This window comes from Sulfurimonas sp. C5 (assembly GCF_029872055.1).
In the GTDB taxonomy this organism is placed as follows: domain Bacteria; phylum Campylobacterota; class Campylobacteria; order Campylobacterales; family Sulfurimonadaceae; genus Sulfurimonas.
Map to the genome: position 1 here is coordinate 41,446 of NZ_JARXNQ010000005.1, position 20,007 is coordinate 61,452.

The 20,007-nt window shown below is 35.4% G+C and carries 19 protein-coding genes and 1 pseudogene; 3 read left to right on the forward strand and 17 right to left on the reverse strand.

Annotation, left to right across the window (positions count from 1 at the left end; all coding sequences use genetic code 11):
* Window positions 1–24 precede the first annotated feature (24 nt).
* Entirely contained in the window at window positions 25–717 is a 693-nt protein-coding gene (gene pgeF, locus P6N22_RS08710; protein WP_280332119.1) for a peptidoglycan editing factor PgeF, read from the forward strand.
* Here pgeF and dxs read toward each other — a convergent pair.
* The 17 genes and pseudogenes from dxs to ilvC all read right to left on the reverse strand — a co-directional run.
* Window positions 712–2,535, reverse strand: coding sequence for a 1-deoxy-D-xylulose-5-phosphate synthase (gene dxs / locus P6N22_RS08715; RefSeq protein ID WP_280332120.1), 1,824 nt, complete (start codon window positions 2,533–2,535; stop codon window positions 712–714). The genes pgeF and dxs overlap by 6 nt on opposite strands.
* Window position 2,536: 1 nt before the next feature.
* On the reverse strand, window positions 2,537–3,310 hold the full coding sequence (gene fliH, locus P6N22_RS08720) for a flagellar assembly protein FliH (RefSeq protein ID WP_280332122.1): 774 nt from the start codon (window positions 3,308–3,310) through the stop codon (window positions 2,537–2,539).
* A 4-nt stretch (window positions 3,311–3,314) separates the two neighbouring features.
* Window positions 3,315–4,343, reverse strand: a complete 1,029-nt coding sequence (fliG, locus tag P6N22_RS08725) for a flagellar motor switch protein FliG (RefSeq protein WP_280332123.1) — start codon at window positions 4,341–4,343, stop codon at window positions 3,315–3,317.
* Window position 4,344: 1 nt separating this feature from the next.
* Window positions 4,345–6,063, reverse strand: coding sequence for a flagellar basal-body MS-ring/collar protein FliF (gene fliF, locus P6N22_RS08730; RefSeq protein ID WP_280332125.1), 1,719 nt, complete (start codon window positions 6,061–6,063; stop codon window positions 4,345–4,347).
* 15 nt (window positions 6,064–6,078) lie between these two features.
* Entirely contained in the window at window positions 6,079–7,173 is a 1,095-nt protein-coding gene (gene hisC / locus P6N22_RS08735) for a histidinol-phosphate transaminase (RefSeq protein ID WP_280332127.1), read from the reverse strand.
* Window positions 7,170–8,255 carry a prephenate dehydratase gene (pheA, locus tag P6N22_RS08740; protein ID WP_280332129.1) on the reverse strand — a complete coding sequence of 362 codons (1,086 nt, stop codon included), beginning with the start codon at window positions 8,253–8,255 and terminating at the stop codon, window positions 7,170–7,172. The genes hisC and pheA overlap by 4 nt, the downstream gene beginning before the upstream one ends.
* Window positions 8,252–9,043 (reverse strand): HAD-IIA family hydrolase, encoded by a 792-nt coding sequence (locus tag P6N22_RS08745; RefSeq protein WP_280332131.1) that lies wholly within the window; start codon window positions 9,041–9,043, stop codon window positions 8,252–8,254. The genes pheA and P6N22_RS08745 overlap by 4 nt, the downstream gene beginning before the upstream one ends.
* Window positions 9,044–9,055: 12 nt before the next feature.
* On the reverse strand, window positions 9,056–10,267 hold the full coding sequence (lysA, locus tag P6N22_RS08750) for a diaminopimelate decarboxylase (RefSeq protein WP_280332133.1): 1,212 nt from the start codon (window positions 10,265–10,267) through the stop codon (window positions 9,056–9,058).
* Between the two features lie 52 nt (window positions 10,268–10,319).
* Window positions 10,320–11,390: an LptF/LptG family permease gene (locus tag P6N22_RS08755; protein WP_280332135.1), complete on the reverse strand. Its 1,071-nt coding sequence runs from the start codon at window positions 11,388–11,390 to the stop codon at window positions 10,320–10,322.
* Window positions 11,384–11,938, reverse strand: coding sequence for an aminoacyl-tRNA hydrolase (pth, locus tag P6N22_RS08760; protein WP_280332136.1), 555 nt, complete (start codon window positions 11,936–11,938; stop codon window positions 11,384–11,386). The genes P6N22_RS08755 and pth overlap by 7 nt, the downstream gene beginning before the upstream one ends.
* 10 nt (window positions 11,939–11,948) lie before the next feature.
* The gene (locus P6N22_RS08765) at window positions 11,949–12,485 is read right to left on the reverse strand and encodes a 50S ribosomal protein L25/general stress protein Ctc (protein WP_280332138.1); all 537 of its coding nucleotides are present in this window, start codon (window positions 12,483–12,485) and stop codon (window positions 11,949–11,951) included.
* A gap of 54 nt (window positions 12,486–12,539) precedes the next feature.
* Entirely contained in the window at window positions 12,540–13,727 is a 1,188-nt protein-coding gene (locus P6N22_RS08770) for a PilT/PilU family type 4a pilus ATPase (RefSeq protein WP_280332140.1), read from the reverse strand.
* On the reverse strand, window positions 13,724–14,704 hold the full coding sequence (locus P6N22_RS08775; protein ID WP_280332142.1) for a transaldolase: 981 nt from the start codon (window positions 14,702–14,704) through the stop codon (window positions 13,724–13,726). Before P6N22_RS08775 ends, P6N22_RS08770 begins: the two co-directional genes overlap by 4 nt.
* A 44-nt stretch (window positions 14,705–14,748) precedes the next feature.
* Window positions 14,749–15,687 carry an aminodeoxychorismate synthase component I gene (locus tag P6N22_RS08780; protein ID WP_280332144.1) on the reverse strand — a complete coding sequence of 313 codons (939 nt, stop codon included), beginning with the start codon at window positions 15,685–15,687 and terminating at the stop codon, window positions 14,749–14,751.
* Window positions 15,688–15,694: 7 nt separating this feature from the next.
* Window positions 15,695–16,570 carry an aspartate carbamoyltransferase catalytic subunit gene (locus P6N22_RS08785; protein WP_280332145.1) on the reverse strand — a complete coding sequence of 292 codons (876 nt, stop codon included), beginning with the start codon at window positions 16,568–16,570 and terminating at the stop codon, window positions 15,695–15,697.
* A gap of 54 nt (window positions 16,571–16,624) precedes the next feature.
* The gene (gene bioD / locus P6N22_RS08790) at window positions 16,625–17,266 is read right to left on the reverse strand and encodes a dethiobiotin synthase (RefSeq protein ID WP_280332147.1); all 642 of its coding nucleotides are present in this window, start codon (window positions 17,264–17,266) and stop codon (window positions 16,625–16,627) included.
* 179 nt (window positions 17,267–17,445) lie between these two features.
* Window positions 17,446–18,486: pseudogene (gene ilvC, locus P6N22_RS08795) on the reverse strand (ketol-acid reductoisomerase); the annotation flags it as partial.
* Between the two features lie 142 nt (window positions 18,487–18,628).
* Between ilvC and P6N22_RS08800 the strand changes: the two are divergent.
* Complete coding sequence (locus tag P6N22_RS08800; protein WP_280332149.1) at window positions 18,629–19,282, forward strand: hypothetical protein; 654 nt, start codon at window positions 18,629–18,631, stop codon at window positions 19,280–19,282.
* Window positions 19,282–20,007, forward strand: coding sequence for a hypothetical protein (locus P6N22_RS08805; protein ID WP_280332151.1), 726 nt, complete (start codon window positions 19,282–19,284; stop codon window positions 20,005–20,007). Before P6N22_RS08800 ends, P6N22_RS08805 begins: the two co-directional genes overlap by 1 nt.

Sequence of the window (20,007 nt, forward strand, 5' to 3'; positions counted from 1 at the left end):
TCATTTTTCTGCTATAATGATTATATGAAATTAAATCAAAAGCCTTTATTAATTTTCACAGATAGGGAAGATGGTAACATTGCTTTTCATGTCGGCGACGACATCAACAGTGTATTATCAAATCATGAAATTTTGGCACTCAAGCATAATTATGATCTCTCTAGCCTTGTACATATGAAACAGATACACTCTAATATTGTCCATGAAGTTGAAGAGGGAGACAGCTTTGAAAACCCCCCAACATGTGATGCTCTCATCACAAATAAAAAGAATATCCCTTTAATGGTCATGGTAGCTGATTGTTCTCCTATTGTGTTTTATGATCGGAAAAAACATGCCATTGCCGTTGCACATTCCGGACGAGCCGGGGCATTCAAAAATATCTCAAAAAATGTTATCGAAAAATTTGCAATACTTTACAATAGTGATATTACAGATATTGAAGTAACTGTAGGTCCTGCAATAGGCCCTTGTTGTTATGAAGTTGGCTTAGAGATAGTAGAAGAGGCAGAAAAACTTGGACTTGAATATGCTATCCAGCAAAAAGAGAATAACTATTACCTTGATATTCCTGCTATTTTAAAAACACAATTTGATGAATTTGGAATTAAAAACTATACTATTTCAAATACATGTACATGCTGTAACACTCATAAATTTTTCTCTTATAGAGCAGAAGGAAATACAGGTAGATTTGGTGCAGTGGTAGAGTTATAGTAACTCTTGCACTTTTTTTGCCAGTTGTTCAGGAAGTAATCCTAAAGATTCTTCCACAAGTTTTGTGTTTCCATGAGTTATAAATTTATCTTCATATTCAAAACTGACAAGTTGAATCTCATCTATAAACTCTTTTGCCAAAAATTCTAAAAGCGCACTTCCAACTCCACCGGCTTTTGCACTGTCAGAGAACACAAACCATTTTTTATGCTTTTGTGCCAATGTCTTTAACATATCTTCATCTAATGGTTTTACAAAACGAAGGTCTAAAATAGCTACGTCTTTATCTAAGAGTTTTGCAGTCTGTACTGCACGTCCTACTCCATTTCCGTAACCTATGAAAAGGATATCTTCATTACTTGCTTGAAGTAACTGTGACTTTGCAAGCTCAAATGGTTGTGATTCAGGCATATCTTCACATTCAAAGAAAGCACCTCTAGGATAGCGAATACTACAAGGGTGTTGGTACTCATGTGCAAAACCTATTGCCTGATGAAAACTTTTTTCATCTCTTGGAGCAAATAATGTCATATTTGGAATAGCTCTTAAATAAGAGATATCAAATACACCTTGATGTGTTTCTCCATCTTCACCTACAATACCGGCACGGTCAAGAGTAAATACAACAGGAAGATCCATTAAACACGTATCGTGAATAACCTGATCGTAAGCACGCTGTAAGAAAGTTGAATAAATTGTACAAAAAGGTTTAAAGCCCTCTTTTGCCAATGCTGCACTTGATGTTACTGCGTGTTGTTCTGCAATTGCCACATCCCAAAAACGTTCAGGATATTTTTCCAGTAACGGAGTAAGTCCTGTACCACTTGGCATTGCAGCTGTCATACCAACAACTTTTTCATCTTTGTCAGCTAAAGCCATTAAAGCTTCTGTATAGATCTGTGTAGCTGATTTTGCTGAAGATTTTTTTGCACTGCTGCCGCTATCAATATCGAAAGGACCGACACCATGCCATTTTTCCTCATGCCCTTCAGCAATTTCATACCCTTTTCCTTTAAGAGTTTGTGCATGAATAATAACCGGCTTTTTCATCTTCTTAGCCGTCTCAAAAATATCGATAAGCTGTGAAATATTATGCCCATCAACAGGACCTATGTAGTCAATCCCCATCTCTTCAAACATAATTCCTGGTGTCACTAACTTTAGTGATTCTTCCATACGTTTAGCGATATAACGAGCACCCTCACCGAAATTATCTACAAAATTTTCAGTATGCTTTTTAAATCTTTGATAAAAAGGCGAAGCCATAGCAGAACTTAGCATTCTACTGAGCGCTCCAATAGGTTTTGCAATACTCATTTCATTATCATTGAGAATAATAACCATAGGATATTTACGATCACCAAGCTCATTAAGTGCTTCATACACCATTCCGGCAGTCATTGAACCATCACCAATCATAACGACTGGAATACGTTCATCTTGCTGCCCTTTTAAAGCTATCGCTTTTGCTGCACCGACACCTAATGAAATAGATGTAGAGCTATGTCCTGCTACAAAATAATCATGCTCACTCTCACTCGGTTTTGTATAACCACTGATTCCACCAAATGTACGGAGTGTATCAAAAGCTTTCCATCTGTCCGTTATAAGCTTATGTGCATACGACTGATGTGAAACGTCAAAAATAAAAGGATCTTTTTGACTGTCAAATACTTTGTGCATAGCTACAATTAATTCTGTGGCACCTAGCGTTGAGCTTAAATGCCCACCATTTTTACTTACAACTCTTAAAATTTCTTCTCTAATATCAGCACAAAGAGCCTCCAGCTCTTCAATACTTTTATCTTTAATGTTCATTCTACTCACTTAAAGCCGCTTTTTTTACTCTTTCAAATCTTTTTTGTATCTGTGCATCAATATTACCGGCATCGCTTAAAACGATTACGCCACCCTCGCTGATCGCACTATCTGAAACTATTGTTATATTTTCTAAATTCCCTAAATGTTGTGATATTACACTATGATCTTTAGGATTTACCTTTAAAGTTATTTTAGAAGCACCTTGTAAATCTTTTATAAGTTCTTCTGAAAGGACTTTTGCTATTTCACTTGAATTCTCGGAAACCTCAACTTTTACAACTTCTTTAGCAACATCTAAGGCTGCTAAAACCAGTTCACTTTTTAAAGACTCTATCGAACTTTTGAATTCATTTGCAGATTCTTCCAGTTTTTGTACTGATGCAGCATAGAGTTCAATTGAATTTTGAACACTTTTTTCGAGTCCCTCTTGGGCATGTTTTACACCGGCTTCCAAACCTTCTTGATACGCTTCCTCTTTTGCTTTTTGTAAATTTTCAGAAAACTCTGCCTCTTTTTCCTCTAACTTCATCTGCAACTTAATAAAGTTTGATGTCATCTCATCGGTTTTTTTCATGAGAGATTCAATCAAAGAATCTTTCGTTCCGCTGCTGAGTGCACTTGAATCTATTGTTTCATCAGCTAATTGAGGTTCAACGCTAACTGTTGCTTCCTCTTTAATCTCTTCATCTTTTGCTCCAAAAGCAATTACTTTGAAATTGTATGTATTAACATTATGTCTTTCAATATCATCATTTGAAATTACAGTTGCCATAACTTTACTCTACCATCTCTTCTGTTGAACCCATTTGGATAGTTCCAGATTCAGCTAACTGATTAACCACTTCAACAATTTTTCTTTGTGCAGCTTCAACATCTTTCATTTTCACAGCACCCATAAACTGCATCTCTTCTTCAAATGCATTTTGTGCTCTTTCACTCATTGCAGAGAAGAATTTTTCTTTTAATTCTTCAGGAGCAGATTTCATCGCTAACATAAGGTCAGGTTTATCGATAGCTTTTAACAGCTCAGCTATTGCATTTTTATCTAATGTTACGATATCTTCAAATGTAAACATCATCTCTTTAATTTGTGTTGCTAATTCTTCATCAACCTGCTCAATTGTTGCAAGAGTCGATTTAGAGCTTTTTGCACCTAAACGGTTAAAGATATCTGCAACCGCACGTGTTCCACCAACTTCAACTTTGTAAGATGCAAGTGATTCTAGTTTGGATTCAAGCACAGCCGAAACACGTTTGATAACCGATGGAGAGATATCTCCAAGTTTAGCCATCCTCATAGCAACTTCACTTCTTAAATCATCCGGAAAATACTGCAATGTATCTGCTGCTTCTGTTGCATCCATGTGTGCCAAGATAAGTGCAATTGTTTGAGGATGCTCATTTAAAATAAAGTCTGATAACTGTTGTGGTTTAATTTTTGACAGATAAGCAAAGTTCTGAGTATTTTGCATTGACTTGCTAAGTTTATCAAGTACTTTTTTCGCTTCTTCAGGACCAAGTGTTCTATAAAGAAGCTCACGAGCATATTCTAAACCACCAGTAGTAAGATACTGACCCGATTGAAAAATTGCATGGAACTCTTCAAGAACTGCTGTTGCTATTGCTCTGTCTATACTTTTGTTAACGGCAATAAATTTAGATATTTCAGTAATCGATTCTACTTCCATATTTGAAAAAATGGCTGCAGTTATATCTTCACCGAGCTGTAATAATAAAATGGCAATTTTTTCAGCCATTCCCATTTCATCAAATGATGCTTGCTGCTGTTGTGTTAAATTTGCCATCTTAGTCTATCCTCGGTCGTCTATGTGATGTTGCTTCTAATTCTTCCGACAAGAGTGCTTGTAAAAGTGCTGCAACATTGTCAGGTTCATCTTCAGCCATAACACGTACTTTTTCAAGCAGTACTTCATGTTTAAGTTCGTCTTCATTCAATGAACCGCTAATACCAAGTTGATCTTCAACTTTTTTACGCATTGTTTGTACTTTTTCAACCAAATCGTCATCTTCATCGTCAGCAATATCCAGAGATGGTCTTTGAAGTTCTTCATCTTCTTTTGACACTTCAAGCATTCTGTCTGCAAAAGGTACGATAATTTTTTTGTAAAGTATTAAAAGTAACAGTAATACAAAAATATATTTGAATAAATCTGCAAACGGTACTAAATATGTTTCACTGAACTTGAGTACCTCTTTTACTTGTGTAGCAGACGGATCGTGTGCCTCTCTTTCAAACTGTAGGTTTTGTACACTGATTTGGTCACCTCTACCTTGATTAATACCGATAGAACGACTTGCAAGTGCCGTAAGTGCATTAATATCTGCTTCATCTAGAGGTGTATATTCTGTCTCTCTTGTAAAATTACCGTTTTCATCAACTTTATATTTATATTTTCCATCAACTAAAACAGCAGCAGTAATTCGTTTTATACGTGCAAACTGTGATTTTGTCGTACTGACTGTTTTACCCACTTCATAGTTTGTAGTCCCCGTATTTTTAGAATATTTCTCACTTGTTTTATTCGATTGAAGACCTTCAACAGGACCAATATTACTAACTGTTCCCGGTACACCACCAACTGCATCTGGTGTTGCACCTTCACGTTTTTCTTCGCTTACCTGTTCACTTCTTACAACATTTTCCGGATCGTATTTTTCACTAGTAGAGCTTTGAATCGAAAAATCATAATCTATTGTTACTTGAGCAACAACTTTATCCTTCCCGCCGACAAAAGGAGCAACCACCTCAACTATTTTATTTCTGAGTTTCCCTTCCTCTTTCGTTTTATAACGTTGTTGTACGACTGAGAGCTCATCCATCTGACCTAATTCATCATTATCGCCAAGGGTAATACCATTACTGCTAACAACCATTACGTTTGTAGCTTCTAACTTAGGTACAGCTGCTGCTACCAAATTTTTTATACCACGGATTTGTTTATTTGAAAGTGTACGGTCTTCTTCCAACTCAATCATAACAGATGCAGTAGGATCTGTTTGTTTTGAGACAAAAAGAGTATCTTTAGGAAGAGCAAGGGATACACTTGTATTTTTAATAGGTGCAAGTGCCGTAATTGTACGAGAAAGTTCCCCTTCCAATGCACGAAGATATTTTACATCTTGGTCAAACTTTGTAGCACCAAATTCTTGATTATCAAAAAGTTCAAAACCAACAACATTATCTTTTGGAATACCTAATGAAGCGATAGATATACGTTCTTTATAAACCACATCTTTAGGAACTTTAATAACATTATTTTCTTCAAGTTTATAGGGGATTTTATCTTTTTCAAGTTGTTCAACAACTTTTGCAGCATCTGATGAACTTAATGAATCAAACAGTACCTCATAAGAACTAAGCCCAGTATTTCTTGACGTATATGTTACTAAAAAAACCAAGAATGCAACAATACCTAAAATTGCAAAAGCGATAATAGCTTTTTGCTGCTTCGTTAGTTTTGCATATACAACTGATAACTGGGAAAAAAGTGCCTTAAAGTCCATTAAATATCAAATCACCTATAAATATTGCTGTGCTAGCTCAAAAAATTTGTCATTTTGTTCACTTGTCCCAACCGTAACACGAATAGCGTTCAGACCATAGCCTGCTAAATCTCTAACGATCATTCCTCGTCTTAGAAGATCGTCTGCTAATTTTGTCGAATTTTGGTTTTTATTTAGACATAAAGTAACAAAATTTGTATAACTCTCAATTATATCTATTTTTTGCTCATTTGCAAACTCTTTATAACGTTTCATCTGTTCAAAGTTTAAAGCGATACTTTTGTTCACAAACTCCTCATCTTCTAATGCAACAGAAGCTGCTTCAAGTGAGAGTGTTGTAATGTTAAACGGAGGACGTAATTTATAGAGTTCGTTAATGATTAATTCATCTGCAATACCGTATCCAGTACGCATTCCACCAAGACCGTAAGCTTTAGAAAAAGTTCCTAAATAAATAACATTTTTAAATTTTTCTATTAATGCTTTAGGATCAACCGATTTCTTCTCATCTGCATACTGAGCATACTCCATATATGCACCATCTACAACAACAAGTGTATTCTCATCAATCTTTTCCAAAAATGCAAGCATCTCGTGTGCATCAATAGCATCACCTGTCGGATTGTTTGGTGTACATAAGAAAATAATTGATGGATTCTCTTTTTTATAAAGATCGTAAAATTCATCTAGATTATGCTTTTGAGAAGCAGTTTTTATAATCTGTGCACCTACATGCTTTGCATAGATCTCATACATAGCGAATGTTACACTGTTAACTAACACTTTTGCATTTTCATTAGCTTTTGCATGAATAACAAATTCAATAACCTGATCGCTTCCGCTTCCGATGATGATATTTTTTTGCTCTACGTCAAATCTTTTTGCAAGTCCTGCTTTTAATTTGATCATTGAATCATCCGGATATAAAGCCATATTTTTTACAATTTTACTTACAGCTTCTTGTACTTTCGGTGAACATCCAAGTGGATTTTCGTTTGATGCAAGTTTCACGATATCTTTTGGCTCAATACCAAATTCACGTACAACTAATTCTATAGGCTTTCCAGCTTCATAAGTCTTGATACTCTCAAGATGTTTATTAAATTTCAATTTTCACCCTTTACATATGATCCTAGCCATGTTACTTCGCTAGCGTGTTTTTCAATAACTTTTTTAATTCTTTCTTCATCTATATGACCATAAAAGTCGATATAAAACCAATAACCAAAACCACCGTCTTTATCTTTTGACGGACGAGATTCTATTTTACTTAAGTTAATTTTCTCCTGATCAAAATCTTGTAAAAAATGTACAAGTGCTCCAGCTTCTACCGCATCTTTTAAACGCACTAAAATTGATGTTTTGTCATCACCGCTTATAGCGTTTTTAAAATCGCTTAAAATCACAAAACGAGTAGAATTTTCTGCCTCATCTTCGATATTTTCAAAAAGAATAGGTACTCCGTAAAGTTTTGCGGCTATATGTGAACAAATAGCTGCGGCACTTGGATCATCAGCTGCTAAAATAGCTGCTTTTGCCGTTGATTCGACAGGAATAAGTTCGATTTCGTTAAAGCCATGTTCACTTAAAAAGTCACGACATTGCCCGAAGCCTTTATCTTTCGAATAAATTCTTTTAATATCTTCAAGTTTTTCCGCTTTTGTAGCAAATGCAACATGAATCGGCATATAAAATTCTGAAACTATTTTCATAGGTGAACGTGAAAGCAGATCAAGTGTTTCCCCAACAATTCCATCACGTGAATTTTCAATAGGTACTACACCGAATTTTGCACGTCCGGCTTCGATTGTTTTAAACACAGACTCTATAGAATTAATTGAAAGATATTCACTCATTGCCCCAAAACGACTCTCTGCTGCTTGATGTGTAAAGCTTCCTTCAGGTCCTAAGTATGCAATACGTTCAGGAAGTTCAAGATTACGTGAAACAGCAAAAATCTCTAAAAAGATAGCCTCAATCGCAGCTTTATTTAAAATACCACCTTCATCTTCACTCAGTTTAGCAAGTCTTTCAATAATCGCCTTTTCACGTTCTGGTCTGTAGATAGCACCGCCAGTGTCTGCTTTGATTTCACCAACACGCTCCACAACTTTCATACGCTTGTTTAAAAGTTCTAAAAGTTGTGTATCTATCTCATCTATCGCTACTCTACAATCATCTAAAGTCTTCATTTTCTCTCCAAATTGTGCTGGCTTAAAATCTCTTGCATATTTTTATATACAAAATCCGGTCTTAGGTTTTCATCTAAAAAAGGTACTATCTCTTCTGCCGTCTTATATTTTCCGCTTGTTACAAAAATTGTTTTCATTCCAAGCTCTTTTGCACCGCCGAGATCACCCTTTACATCATCGCTGATAATCTCGATATGCTCAAATGTAGCTGCAGGATTTTGCTTTTGTAAATGCATAAGTGATTCACCGTAAAATGCCGTACTGGGCTTACCTACAACTTCATACGAAACACTTGTAGCAAACTCTAACATTTTAAGCACTGCACCTACACCCGGATATCTTTTACCATTTTTTGCATAGATTGACGTTTCATGCATTCCAACAAGTTTTGCACCTTGAAGTAAAAACTCTATCATCTGTGCAAACTCTTCAGATGTAAAATCTTCTTTGATTGCGACAAGTACAGTTTTTGGTTTTGTATAATTAAGCGTATAACCCATAGATTCCAAAGTTTTCAAAAACTCAATTGCACCGTAAGCTGCTACTGCGTCTTTCTCAACTTTCTCTTCTAAAAGCATTAAAGGGTCAAGATATTTATCAAATCCAAATTCAAAACCGCTTGCTTGCAAAAAGTTATAGAAATCTTTCGAGGCTTTTTTTGTGTTGTTTGTGATCACCATATAAGGAAGCTTATGCTCATTTAAATATGAGATAAATTCGCGACTTCCCTCTATAGGAGATTTATCCTCATCACTTATCAAAGTCCCTTGCACATCTATAAAATACAATGTTTTTCTCTCTTAGTTTTCTAAAAACTCACGTTCAAGTTCAATTAAATTTTCAAAGTTTTCTCTACGACGAATCACTCTAGCCTGACCGTCTTTGATCGCAACTTCAGCACTTCTTCCACGAGTGTTATAGTTACTTCCCATACCAAAACCGTATGCACCTGCCGATTTAATCACAAGTAGATCATTATGCTTTAACGGAGGAAGTGGATAGTTTTTCGCAAAAAAGTCACCGCTTTCACACACTGGTCCAACAATATCTACTTCTCTAGTTTCTTCAGTACTCTCAGTCACTGCTTCAATCTCATGATATGCACTATAAAGAGAAGGACGGATAAGATCATTCATCGCACCGTCAACTACCACAAATTTTTTCTCACCGTTTTGTTTCTCATACAATACTTTTGTCAAGAAGTAACCTGCATTAGCAGTCAAAAATCTTCCTGGCTCACAAATAATTGTCATATCAAGTGCTGTAAGAGTTCCTAAAATTGCCTGTGCATAATCGTATGGTTTAATAGTTGTTTCATCTTTATATTTAATACCTAAACCACCACCGATATCAAAGAATTTCAATTCAATATCAAGTGCTTGTAAAGAGCGAACTAAATCAGCTACAATTTCAGCAGATTCACGAATAGGATCAAGTTCAGTTAATTGTGAACCGATATGGAAATGGATTCCCACAGCATCTAAATCTTCAGAATTTTTCGCTTGAATGTACATTCTTTTTGCTGTATTTAAATCAACCCCGAATTTATTATCATGAAGACCTGTTGAGATATAAGGGTGTGTTTTTGGATCGATGTTCGGATTTACCCTGATACTAATGCGTGCCTGTTTGTCCAATTCTTTTGCAACAAGTGCTACACGTCCAAGTTCCGCTTCACTTTCAACGTTGATGTATAAAATATCTTTTTCTATTGCTTCACGAATCTCATCATCAGTTTTACCCACACCAGAAAAAATCACTCTATATGCAGGAACACCTGCTAAAAGTGCACGACGAACTTCACCGATAGATACACAATCGGCTCCGCTTCCCATCTTTGCAAAATGTTGTACGACACTTAAATTTGAATTTGCTTTTACTGCATACGCGATTATTGATTTTCTACCGCGAAAAGCTTCTTTTAACTCTTCAAATTGTGCTTGCATATAATCAAAATCATACACGTATAAAGGTGTTTGATATTCATTTGCTAAAGATTTAAAATCGATCATAAAATTTCCTATAAATTTTTGACGATTTTATCTAAAATGTGCTTATAAGTGCCTAAGTTGATAAACGATGTTTCCGCCACTGCCATAGGGCAATGAGAAAGAGGATTGTGATTGGAGTAATGACACCTACTTCACTTGGTATAGTTTTATGGTTTGATAGTTCAATGAGCATAAACAAACCACCCCAAACAAGCAGCGTTGAGAGAATCGCCCCAAAAGAAAAAAGTGAAATGTTTAAAAAACGTATACTAATAGGGACAAAAAAGAAAATAATAACTATAAGAGTAGGTGCAAAAAATGGATAGATGAAAATTCTATAGAGAGCCCCTCGAATATTACTTGTTTCAACACCTTGAGAACTCAGTAATTTATATGCTGCAAAAGCATCTTGAATCGTAAAATCCACCTGACCCAAATATACCTGATCAAGCATTTTAGGTCTAAAACCATCAAGAATTTTTATGTCTTTTTCTTGGTCAACTGTAATTCCTTTCGAACTAAAACTCAAATCATCAGGCTTTGTAATGATATCTGCACTTTTTATATGCCAATAATCATCTTCATAATGTGCTTCTTTTGCAATAATTACAGTTTTCAATGAGCCATTATTCACTTCAAAAACTCTAATTCCCATCGCCTTTTCCTGAATAGGTAATAGTTTAGAAAAATAGATATATTGCCCTTTATGTATGAAAAAAAGGTCTCGACTAGGATTGAGATATTTCCCATGAACACGAATATTGTAAGCATACTCTTGTGCACGAGAAAATTTTGTAAAAGCATGTGCAGAAATGAATAAAAAAATAATTAAAGAAGCAACTAGAACAAATGGTTTCAATGCATCTACACGTGAATATCCAAGGGAATACATTGAAACTAAAGCATTAGAACGAATCAGGTAAATCTTTGTTGCAATCATTCCAAAGACAAGAGAAATAGGCAAAAGAGTATCTATCGCAAAAAAAGTTTTATATGTTAAATAAATAAGTGTTAAGTTTGCTGATTTGGATAATGCATCAGCATTGCTCATATAGTCAAAGCCAACCATAAATAAAACAAGTGCAAGTAAAATAACGAAAAAATATTTAAAATAATGTAACGCTATATATCTATAAATTAACATATAGCACCTTTTTTAGCATATTGTGAGCTTGTATCTTCGAGTGGATTTGTAAGTAAAAACTCGATTGCATTACATGTATGCTCAATCCATGTATCTAGACACACTCTCTCTTTGTCAGAAAAATCACTGAGAACATATGAGGCAATCTCCCCTTTATGTTCCGGTTTTCCAATCCCCATTCTCACACGAGCATACTCTTTTGAGATATGTGCATCAATCGATTTTAAACCATTATGACCGCCATGTCCACCACCAAATTTAAAGCGAAGTGTTCCAAAAGGCAAGTCTAAATCATCATGTATTACAACAACATCATCAATTTTATAAAAGTTTTTTACTTTTACGACAGATTCTCCTGAAAGATTCATATATGTAAGCGGTTTTAATAAAAAATGATTTTTAAATTTGAAAAGGTCCCCTTTAAAATTTGAAGAGGATTGTTGGGAAGCATTGAACCTGCGAACAAGTTCATCAATAACCATAAAACCTATGTTATGGCGTGTTTTTTCATAGTTCGGGCCAGGGTTTCCTAGTCCGACTATAAGCACTAGTAATTCCTTACTTAGCTTTGATCACACTTAAAACTGCTACACGGTCAGCATCAGTGTAAGTAACATTTTCAAATGTTGGTAAGTCACGGATAAGTCTTGCATCACCAACATCCATAGGAGTTACGTCAACAACGATCTCTTTTGGTAAATCTTCAATTTTAGCTTTTACACGAAGACGTGGTTTAGAAATGAAAACCATACCTTTGTTTTTAAGACCAATAGCGTCACCTTGTGCTACAACTGGAACCATATAGTGTGTTAAAACACCTGGTTGAGCAACCATAAGATCAACGTGAAGTAATTTACCAGTAGTTGGGTGAGACTCATATGCTTGTACTACAACATTCATCTCTTTACCATCTACTTTAATAGCGAATGCAATTGAATCTTTGTTGCGCACTGTACGGATATATTCATTTTCTTTGAATGCAGCATTGATATTCTCAAAACCTTTTCCGTAAATATTTGCAATTAGATAACCATCACGGCGAAGTGCTTTAACACTTTTCTTACCAGTACTCTCTCTAACGATACCTTCTAACATATGAAGTCCTTAATTAATAAAATGGGCGAAATTATACTAAAATTTGATTTAATTCTACTTTAAGTCAAATACGTCATCATCCATTGTAATTTCATGAGTTTCCCCATGTTGACCATTTGGAGCACCCGTAATTTTACCGCTTGTAAGTCCGGAAATTTTAAGTTCAAGGTCAGATGCACTTGTTGCATAATCCATAGCTGCTTCTTTTGAAATCACACCATCATTATAAAGGTCTAAAATAGCTTGATCGAAACTTTGCGATTTATAGTGGTCCTTCCCTGCTTCAATCGCATCACGGATCTCAACATCTCTATTTTCCATAATCAAAGTCTCAATAAGCGGTGTACGTACAAGAACCTCTAATGCTGCACGACGAGTTCCGTCTTTAGCAGGAACAAGACGCTGAGAAATAACTCCTTGAAGTACACCAGCTAATGAAATCCTAACACGATTTTGCTCTTCTGTCGGGAACTGTGCAATGATACGGTTAACCGTCTCTTTTGCATCAAGCGTATGCAGAGTTGAGAATACTAAGTGTCCAGTATCTGCAGCATGTAGTGCCAAGTTAATTGTCTCACGGTCCCTCATCTCCCCAACTAGGATGATATCCGGGTCTTCACGAAGTGCAGCACGGAGAGCATTTGCAAATGAAAGGGTATCTTGTCCTACTGAACGCTGGTTGATAATACACCCTCTATCTTTATGAACGAATTCAATTGGGTCTTCAATTGTAATTACATGTTTTTTCTTTGTAAGATTCAGTTCATTGATTAAAGCTGCAAGCGTTGTTGATTTCCCCGAACCTGTTACACCCGTTACTAGGACAAGCCCACGCTCTTTTTTTGTGAAACCTCTAACAACTTCAGGAAGATGCAGCTCTTCTAAACTTGGAATACGTACTGGAATAACACGAAAAACCGCTGAAACTCCGTCCATTTGAAAAAAGATATTTACACGAAAACGGTTATTTTCATCAAATGGATATACTAAGTCAAGCTCTTTTTTCTCAACGAACTCTGCAAAACGCCCTTTAAGCAACTCTTTTGCAAATGTAAGTGCATCCTCTTTCGATAAAATTCCACCAGAGAATTGTTTCATCTCACCGTTAATTCTTGCACGCATTACCGCATTAGCCTTAACATGAAGGTCACTGCCGCCAACATCAATCATCTTTTTAAGATGAACTCTTACCTTTTTTAACTGTTCAAAAGTTAATTTGCTTACATCTACTTCATTACTCATAATGCCTCCAAAATCTCTTGAAATGCGTCTTTAAATGCTTCTAGACCATCTTCAATTTGTTGTGTTAAAACAAGATCAAAGTCTATACCCGCTGCAGCTATTTTATCAAAATGTGCTTGAATTATGCTAGAGTCAATTGGCAACGCTTTTTCTTTTCCGCCGTTTTGTACATATGCGTTAATCGTCTCGATTGGTGCTGTGTTAACAGTGTTATATGCAAGTAGTTTCTCAATATAATAATATGCAGGAAGAGAATCATCTTTTACTCCTGTACTTGCAAAAAGAGCACGGCATCCTTTTACGTTCATCTCTTTAATTGTACTATAAATATCCGCAGTATTATAAATCCCGCTTAGTGCCACATCTATACCGTTGTTTTTAAGATGCGCATCAAGTGCTCTATCTACACGCGAAACAAATATACTAATTACCGTATCTACTTTAGAACCGTGTTTTGCTACACCTTTTGCAAAAGCTTCAGCACAATTTATAGCTTGCTCTTTTTTAAATATAAGTGTAGCATTTACGTGAATACCTTCAGAAGTAAGTGCTTCCATCGCTTTATATCCGGCCTCAGTTGCCGGAACTTTAATCATTACATTTGGTCTGTCAATGGTAGCAAAAAGACGTTTCCCTTCTGCAATTGTTCCCTCTGCATCATCACACAGATGCGGATCAACTTCTATGCTCACATAACCATCATCACCTTTATCATATAAAGGGCGTAAAATATCTGCAGCTTTTTGAATATCGTAAATTGCCACTGCTTCATATTTTTGTTTTGGCTCTAAATCTTCTAAGGTCTGTAGTTGGGAAAGATATGCGGGTGAATTTAAAATAGCATTTTTAAATATAGACGGATTTGAAGTTGCACCGTTAATAATTTTTGCATCAATTAATTCACGAAATTCATTATCTAAAAAATCTCTTTCAATAAAATCTGCCCATAATGAAAACTTCAAATCCTCAATATACATATATAACTTCCTCGGTTTTTTAACTTATTATAACCCAACATTTCTTAAGGAAGATAAATTTTGTCTAACATCTCCTGATACTCTGCGAAAGCATTACTGTCAAGAGTCACACCCCCTCCACTTTTATACATATACCCATCATGAGTTTTTTCTATAAAACGGATCATCACACCGCTGTCAAAATTTTTCCCATCAAAAACACCAAATACTCCGGTAAAAAAGCCTCTTTCATACCCCTCAATTTGTTCAATTAACTCTACCGTACTTTTTTTCGGTGTACCGCTAATACTCCCTGCAGGTAGAAGAGCTTTTAAAATATCCCCTAAGTGTTCTTGCCAATTCTCTTTCAGATCACCGCTGATATGAGAACTCACCTGGAGTAATTTTTTCTCCCCTGTATTTATCTCATCAATATAACGGAACTTTTCCACTTTAACGTTTTTTGCCACGATTGAGAGATCATTTCTTAAAAGATCTACGACCATAATGTGTTCAGCCATCTCTTTTTCATCTGCTAAAATTTTCTCTTTTGCATTAGGGATCGAAGCATCTATAGTCCCTTTCATCGGAAAAGTTGCTATTTTATTCCCCTGAATCTGCACAAATTTTTCAGGAGAAAAACATACAAATTCATCTTTATATCTCAGTTTGTAATCTGCATTTGCAAGTGTATAGATTTCATTTAAACTCAAAGAAGTTTCAATCTGTGTGGGTTGTGTAAGATTTAAAATGTATGTATTTCCAGATTTGATATTCTCAATTACCTGCTCAAACTTAGCTTTATAATTTGCAAAAGAGACGGGGAGTTTTTTTAGTCTATGAGAGTGTTCTAAATACTTAAAATTGTGTTTTATTTGAAATTCTATATCTTCTTTATGCAGTTCATCTAAAGGGTAAACTTTTACGGTTTCCCCATGAAAATCACTTAAAAAGAGAAATGGATGTTTCTCTTTTGCTAAGCGATTAAGTGTTTCAAACCCCATAAAACTTTTAACTGTCAGCTATCAGTTTTTTCAAAATTGCCATACGGATGTTTACGCCGTTACTTACCTGAGTAAGCACTTTACATCTCGGATCGTCAAGCATTGCATCTGAAATATCAATATTTCTATGAACTGGTCCTGGGTGTAAAAGGATAAGATCACGATCACCTACAAGTTCTTCAGTGATACAGAAATCACTTGCATAGTCTTTGAGTGATGCGTAATTTTGTGAAGAGTGGCGTTCTGTTTGTGTACGCAGTGACATAATCGCATCCACTTCATTAATAATCTCATTTAAATGATGTGTTGTTCTTAAATTTGTTTTCGGTAAAAATTGAGGTGGAGCTACTAAAATCACTTCCATACCAAAACGAGTTAAAAGTTCAATATTTGAATTGGCTACACGTGAGCTTTTAATATCTCCGACAATGGCAATTTTCTTACCCTTAAGATCACCGAAATGCTCCGTTAAAGTGTATAGGTCTAAAAGTGCTTGTGAGGGATGAGCATGTGCACCGTCACCAGCATTTAAGATAGAAGCTTTTGTGTGATTTGAAAGTATTTTAGGTACACCTGCATTTTGGTGACGAACGATGATTGCGTGAGGTCCCATTGAATCAAGGTTCATTGCAGTATCAACAAGAGTTTCCCCTTTTTTTGTTGAACTTTTTGCAACATCAAGATGCACAACTTCTGCACCTAAACGTTTTGCAGCGATCTCAAAAGAACTTTTTGTACGTGTAGAGTTTTCAAAAAAGAGAGTAATTACAATTTTATCTTGCAAAATTCTCTCAAATCTTCCGTCACTAAATCTTTTTGCATCTGCCAACAGTTCTTTTATCTCTTCGACACTAAAATCGTCTGTACGAATTAAATGCTTCATACGCTCCCTTTGCACACATAAAAGTGTCCGTATTATAGCCTAAAGTGATATAAATTACACTATTTTTGCAACAAGTTTTTCAAGATCTGAAGTTGTAAAAACCTCTTCATATATTTTTTCAAAATACGGACGCGATATAGTTTCAAAACTATTTTTCTCTTCCTCTCGGCAATTAAAAACCACCTCATGCTTAATTCCATAATCTTTGAGTGCTTTTTGGTGAACCAAAGTATCATTAATACAGCCTAGAGAACAATGGGTAACTAAAATAGCCTCTGCCTTTAACTCTTTGATCAAATCAATCATCATAAAATGTTCATCTATCGGAACAAACAATCCACCTGCACCCTCGATTAACAATACATCGCATAGAGCATCTTGTTCGTTTATGGCATCTGCTATTTTTTGATAATCTATCACACCAAAGTTTGAAGCTATATATGGTGCTGCCGGTAATTCAAAAGAGATTGGTACTATATTGGTAACTTCATATGACCAAGCAGATGGGTTTACTTGTTTCAAAAGCTCTAACAGTGCATCACCATCTGGATATATTCCATCTTCTACACCTGTCTCAATTGGCTTTACAACACCGACTTTAAGCCCCTTCTCTGCCAAAATACGCATCAGTTTCTTTGTAGTATATGTTTTTCCGATATCTGTATTTGTTGCTGTTATAAAAATCTTTTTTGCCAAAATAATTCCGTTTTTTAATTTCAAAGATTATAACGAAAAGTTGATTTATAAAATAAAATGTAAAGTTATTTTGTTTGTGCTTAATGTGCTTTAGATGTGGATGTGTTTGAAAAGGAGGCTACATACAGTAGCTGACTGCACAAATCATCCGCAGATGAAGTGCAGTAAGTAACAAAAAATTAGTTTTTGTCTTGGTCTACGATTTTGTTTGCTTTGATCCAAGGCATCATTTCACGAAGTCTTGCACCAGTTTGTTCTAATGGATGAGCTTTAAGGTTATTTCTTTCAGCGTTCATTCTTGGGTAACCTGCTTGACCTTCAAGTACGAAGTCTTTAGCGAATTGTCCGTTTTGAATCTCTTTAAGAACTTGTTTCATAGCAGCTTTAGACTCAGCATTGATAACACGTGGTCCTGATACCATATCGCCGTACTCAGCAGTGTTAGAGATAGAATATCTCATATCAGCAATACCACCTTCGAAGATAAGGTCAACGATAAGTTTCATTTCGTGTAAACACTCGAAGTAAGCCATCTCTTCTGGGTAACCAGCTTCAGTTAAAGTTTCGAAACCAGCTTGGATAAGTGCAGAAACACCACCACAAAGAACTGCTTGCTCACCGAAAAGGTCAGTTTCAGTTTCATCTTTGAAAGTTGTTTCAATAATACCTGTACGTCCACCACCGATAGCAGAAGCGTAAGAAAGTGCTAATTCTTTAGTTGTTCCGCTTGGGTTTGAACCGATAGCGATAAGGTCAGGAATACCACCACCTTTAACAAACTCGCTTCTTACAGTATGACCTGGAGCTTTTGGAGCTACCATCATTACATTGATATCTGAAGCCGGTTGAATTCTTCCGTAGTGAATAGAGAAACCGTGACCAAATGCAATAGTAGCACCTGATTTTAAGTTTGGAGCGATCTCTGCAGCGTAGATCTCTGCTTGGTTTTCATCCGGTAAAAGGATCATTACAACGTCAGCTTTTGCAGTTGCATCAGCAACAGTTAAAACCTCAAATCCTTTTGCAGCAGCTTTATCCCAAGAGCTTCCACCCTTTCTTAAACCTACAACAACGTTAACACCGCTGTCTCTTAAGTTTTCAGCGTGCGCGTGACCTTGAGAACCGAAACCGATCATCGCAACAGTTTTACCTTTTATGATGTTGATATCACAATCTTTGTCATAATAAACGTTTAATGCCATTATATTTTCCCTTGACTTTAAGAGTCTTCTCTTAAAAAATTTGTCGCATTATACAAAAAATATGGTAAAACTTTTATTAGACTAAACTTAGATTTATTTTTAATATTACTCTCTTAATATCATAGCTTGTATAATGCTAAAAAAATTTGTGAGGTTTGCTATGAAAAAATTCAACCTTTTTAAAGAAATTATCATTCTAGATAAACAAGAACTCTTTAATGCTATAAACTCTCAAAAAGAGTTTGCAATCAATACAAAAGGGGAAATAATTTTTACTCCTTTAGCAGATAACGAAGCAATTATCTATCTTGGAAAACATACTCCTCAACCTACTAATTCTTTAATGCCGCCAAAGCCTATCACACTTTCTGAGATGCTGGGCAAGAATTATCAAGTTGTTGAAGATGAAGACAGAGTGCTTATAAAAGCATTTTCAAATTGGCAAGAGCTTATCGCAGCTAATGTAGTTCGTGCTTCATATGACGATACGACAGGTGACGGTGTAGGAGAGTTTTCAAATAAAGATTTAGAAGAGATTGGCTGGCAAGCTACGGAATTCAACATCACTTACCGTGAACTTGTTGAGCTGATCGAAGAAAAATGTGACGGTATTTTACTTTGTATTGAACAGGAGGAACCTCATTATCAGTTCAGTGGACTAGGATTTATAGCTGATGACAAACATGCTTATGAAGTTATGTATAGCTATTGTCAGGAAAAAATCAAAAAGATGATTGCAGAAGATGACCTGTATTCTGTTGATAATTTAACTGATGACGAAGAGGAAGCTGCACAATTTTTTAAAGTTCTATAATGATACCGATTAAAATTGAACATAAATTTCGCGGAAAAATAGAATTACCACATAATAAATACGCTAAAGATCTTTTCTTTAGGGTAAAACAGGCATATGCTAACCATGAACAAATGGGTGTACATCTGCTTTTCAACAAGCATAAGCTAAAAAAACTAAGCACCTACCAAAAAGGTGGTGCAAAATGTGAACTGGAAAATCTCGATTTTTACATAAAGCTCGGAAAGATTCTCGACTTTAACACATCAGATGCACAAAAACTGAAAAACTCCATACTTTTTATAAATGATGCAGCACATACACATTTTAATATTACAAAACGTCTTAAACTTATTAACAAAGAGCAAAAAAAAGATCTTCAAAAATCTTATCTCTTTTGGGATATTGAAAACTTCTCGGCGATTACTTCCATATTTTCAGAGATCATAGAACCTTATAAAATACAAGATAAAAATATCTATCTTGCTGCAAATCCTGATTCACTCTATCTCAAACGTGCTGAATGGGAAGCAAACTTATATGATTATGGCAAAACACTCAACTCATTTAATTTTATAAAGTGTGACCATGGAAAGAATGTAGCTGATGATGTACTTTTAAACAAATACAAAAGTCTTAATATTAAAAATGCCAATGTATTTTTACTTACATTCGATCGAGAATTAAAAGAAAGATTTTCTGAGGTTATAGACAAAAATACAAATCTTTATATTATGAGTAAATAA

What these genes read in the sequence shown, in the direction of transcription:
- P6N22_RS08785 (WP_280332145.1), bottom strand. Translation starts at nt 16,570, where the DNA reads ATGAAGCATTTAATTCGTACAGACGATTTTAGTGTCGAAGAGATAAAA.
- fliH (WP_280332122.1), bottom strand. Translation starts at nt 3,310, where the DNA reads ATGGCAACTGTAATTTCAAATGATGATATTGAAAGACATAATGTTAAT.
- fliG (WP_280332123.1), bottom strand. Translation starts at nt 4,343, where the DNA reads ATGGCAAATTTAACACAACAGCAGCAAGCATCATTTGATGAAATGGGA.
- P6N22_RS08755 (WP_280332135.1), bottom strand. Translation starts at nt 11,390, where the DNA reads ATGTTAATTTATAGATATATAGCGTTACATTATTTTAAATATTTTTTC.
- pheA (WP_280332129.1), bottom strand. Translation starts at nt 8,255, where the DNA reads ATGAAGACTTTAGATGATTGTAGAGTAGCGATAGATGAGATAGATACA.
- P6N22_RS08765 (WP_280332138.1), bottom strand. Translation starts at nt 12,485, where the DNA reads ATGTTAGAAGGTATCGTTAGAGAGAGTACTGGTAAGAAAAGTGTTAAA.
- P6N22_RS08780 (WP_280332144.1), bottom strand. Translation starts at nt 15,687, where the DNA reads ATGGGGTTTGAAACACTTAATCGCTTAGCAAAAGAGAAACATCCATTT.
- dxs (WP_280332120.1), bottom strand. Translation starts at nt 2,535, where the DNA reads ATGAACATTAAAGATAAAAGTATTGAAGAGCTGGAGGCTCTTTGTGCT.
- lysA (WP_280332133.1), bottom strand. Translation starts at nt 10,267, where the DNA reads ATGATCGATTTTAAATCTTTAGCAAATGAATATCAAACACCTTTATAC.
- P6N22_RS08770 (WP_280332140.1), bottom strand. Translation starts at nt 13,727, where the DNA reads ATGAGTAATGAAGTAGATGTAAGCAAATTAACTTTTGAACAGTTAAAA.
- P6N22_RS08800 (WP_280332149.1), top strand. Translation starts at nt 18,629, where the DNA reads ATGAAAAAATTCAACCTTTTTAAAGAAATTATCATTCTAGATAAACAA.
- P6N22_RS08805 (WP_280332151.1), top strand. Translation starts at nt 19,282, where the DNA reads ATGATACCGATTAAAATTGAACATAAATTTCGCGGAAAAATAGAATTA.
- P6N22_RS08775 (WP_280332142.1), bottom strand. Translation starts at nt 14,704, where the DNA reads ATGTATATTGAGGATTTGAAGTTTTCATTATGGGCAGATTTTATTGAA.
- pgeF (WP_280332119.1), top strand. Translation starts at nt 25, where the DNA reads ATGAAATTAAATCAAAAGCCTTTATTAATTTTCACAGATAGGGAAGAT.
- fliF (WP_280332125.1), bottom strand. Translation starts at nt 6,063, where the DNA reads ATGGACTTTAAGGCACTTTTTTCCCAGTTATCAGTTGTATATGCAAAA.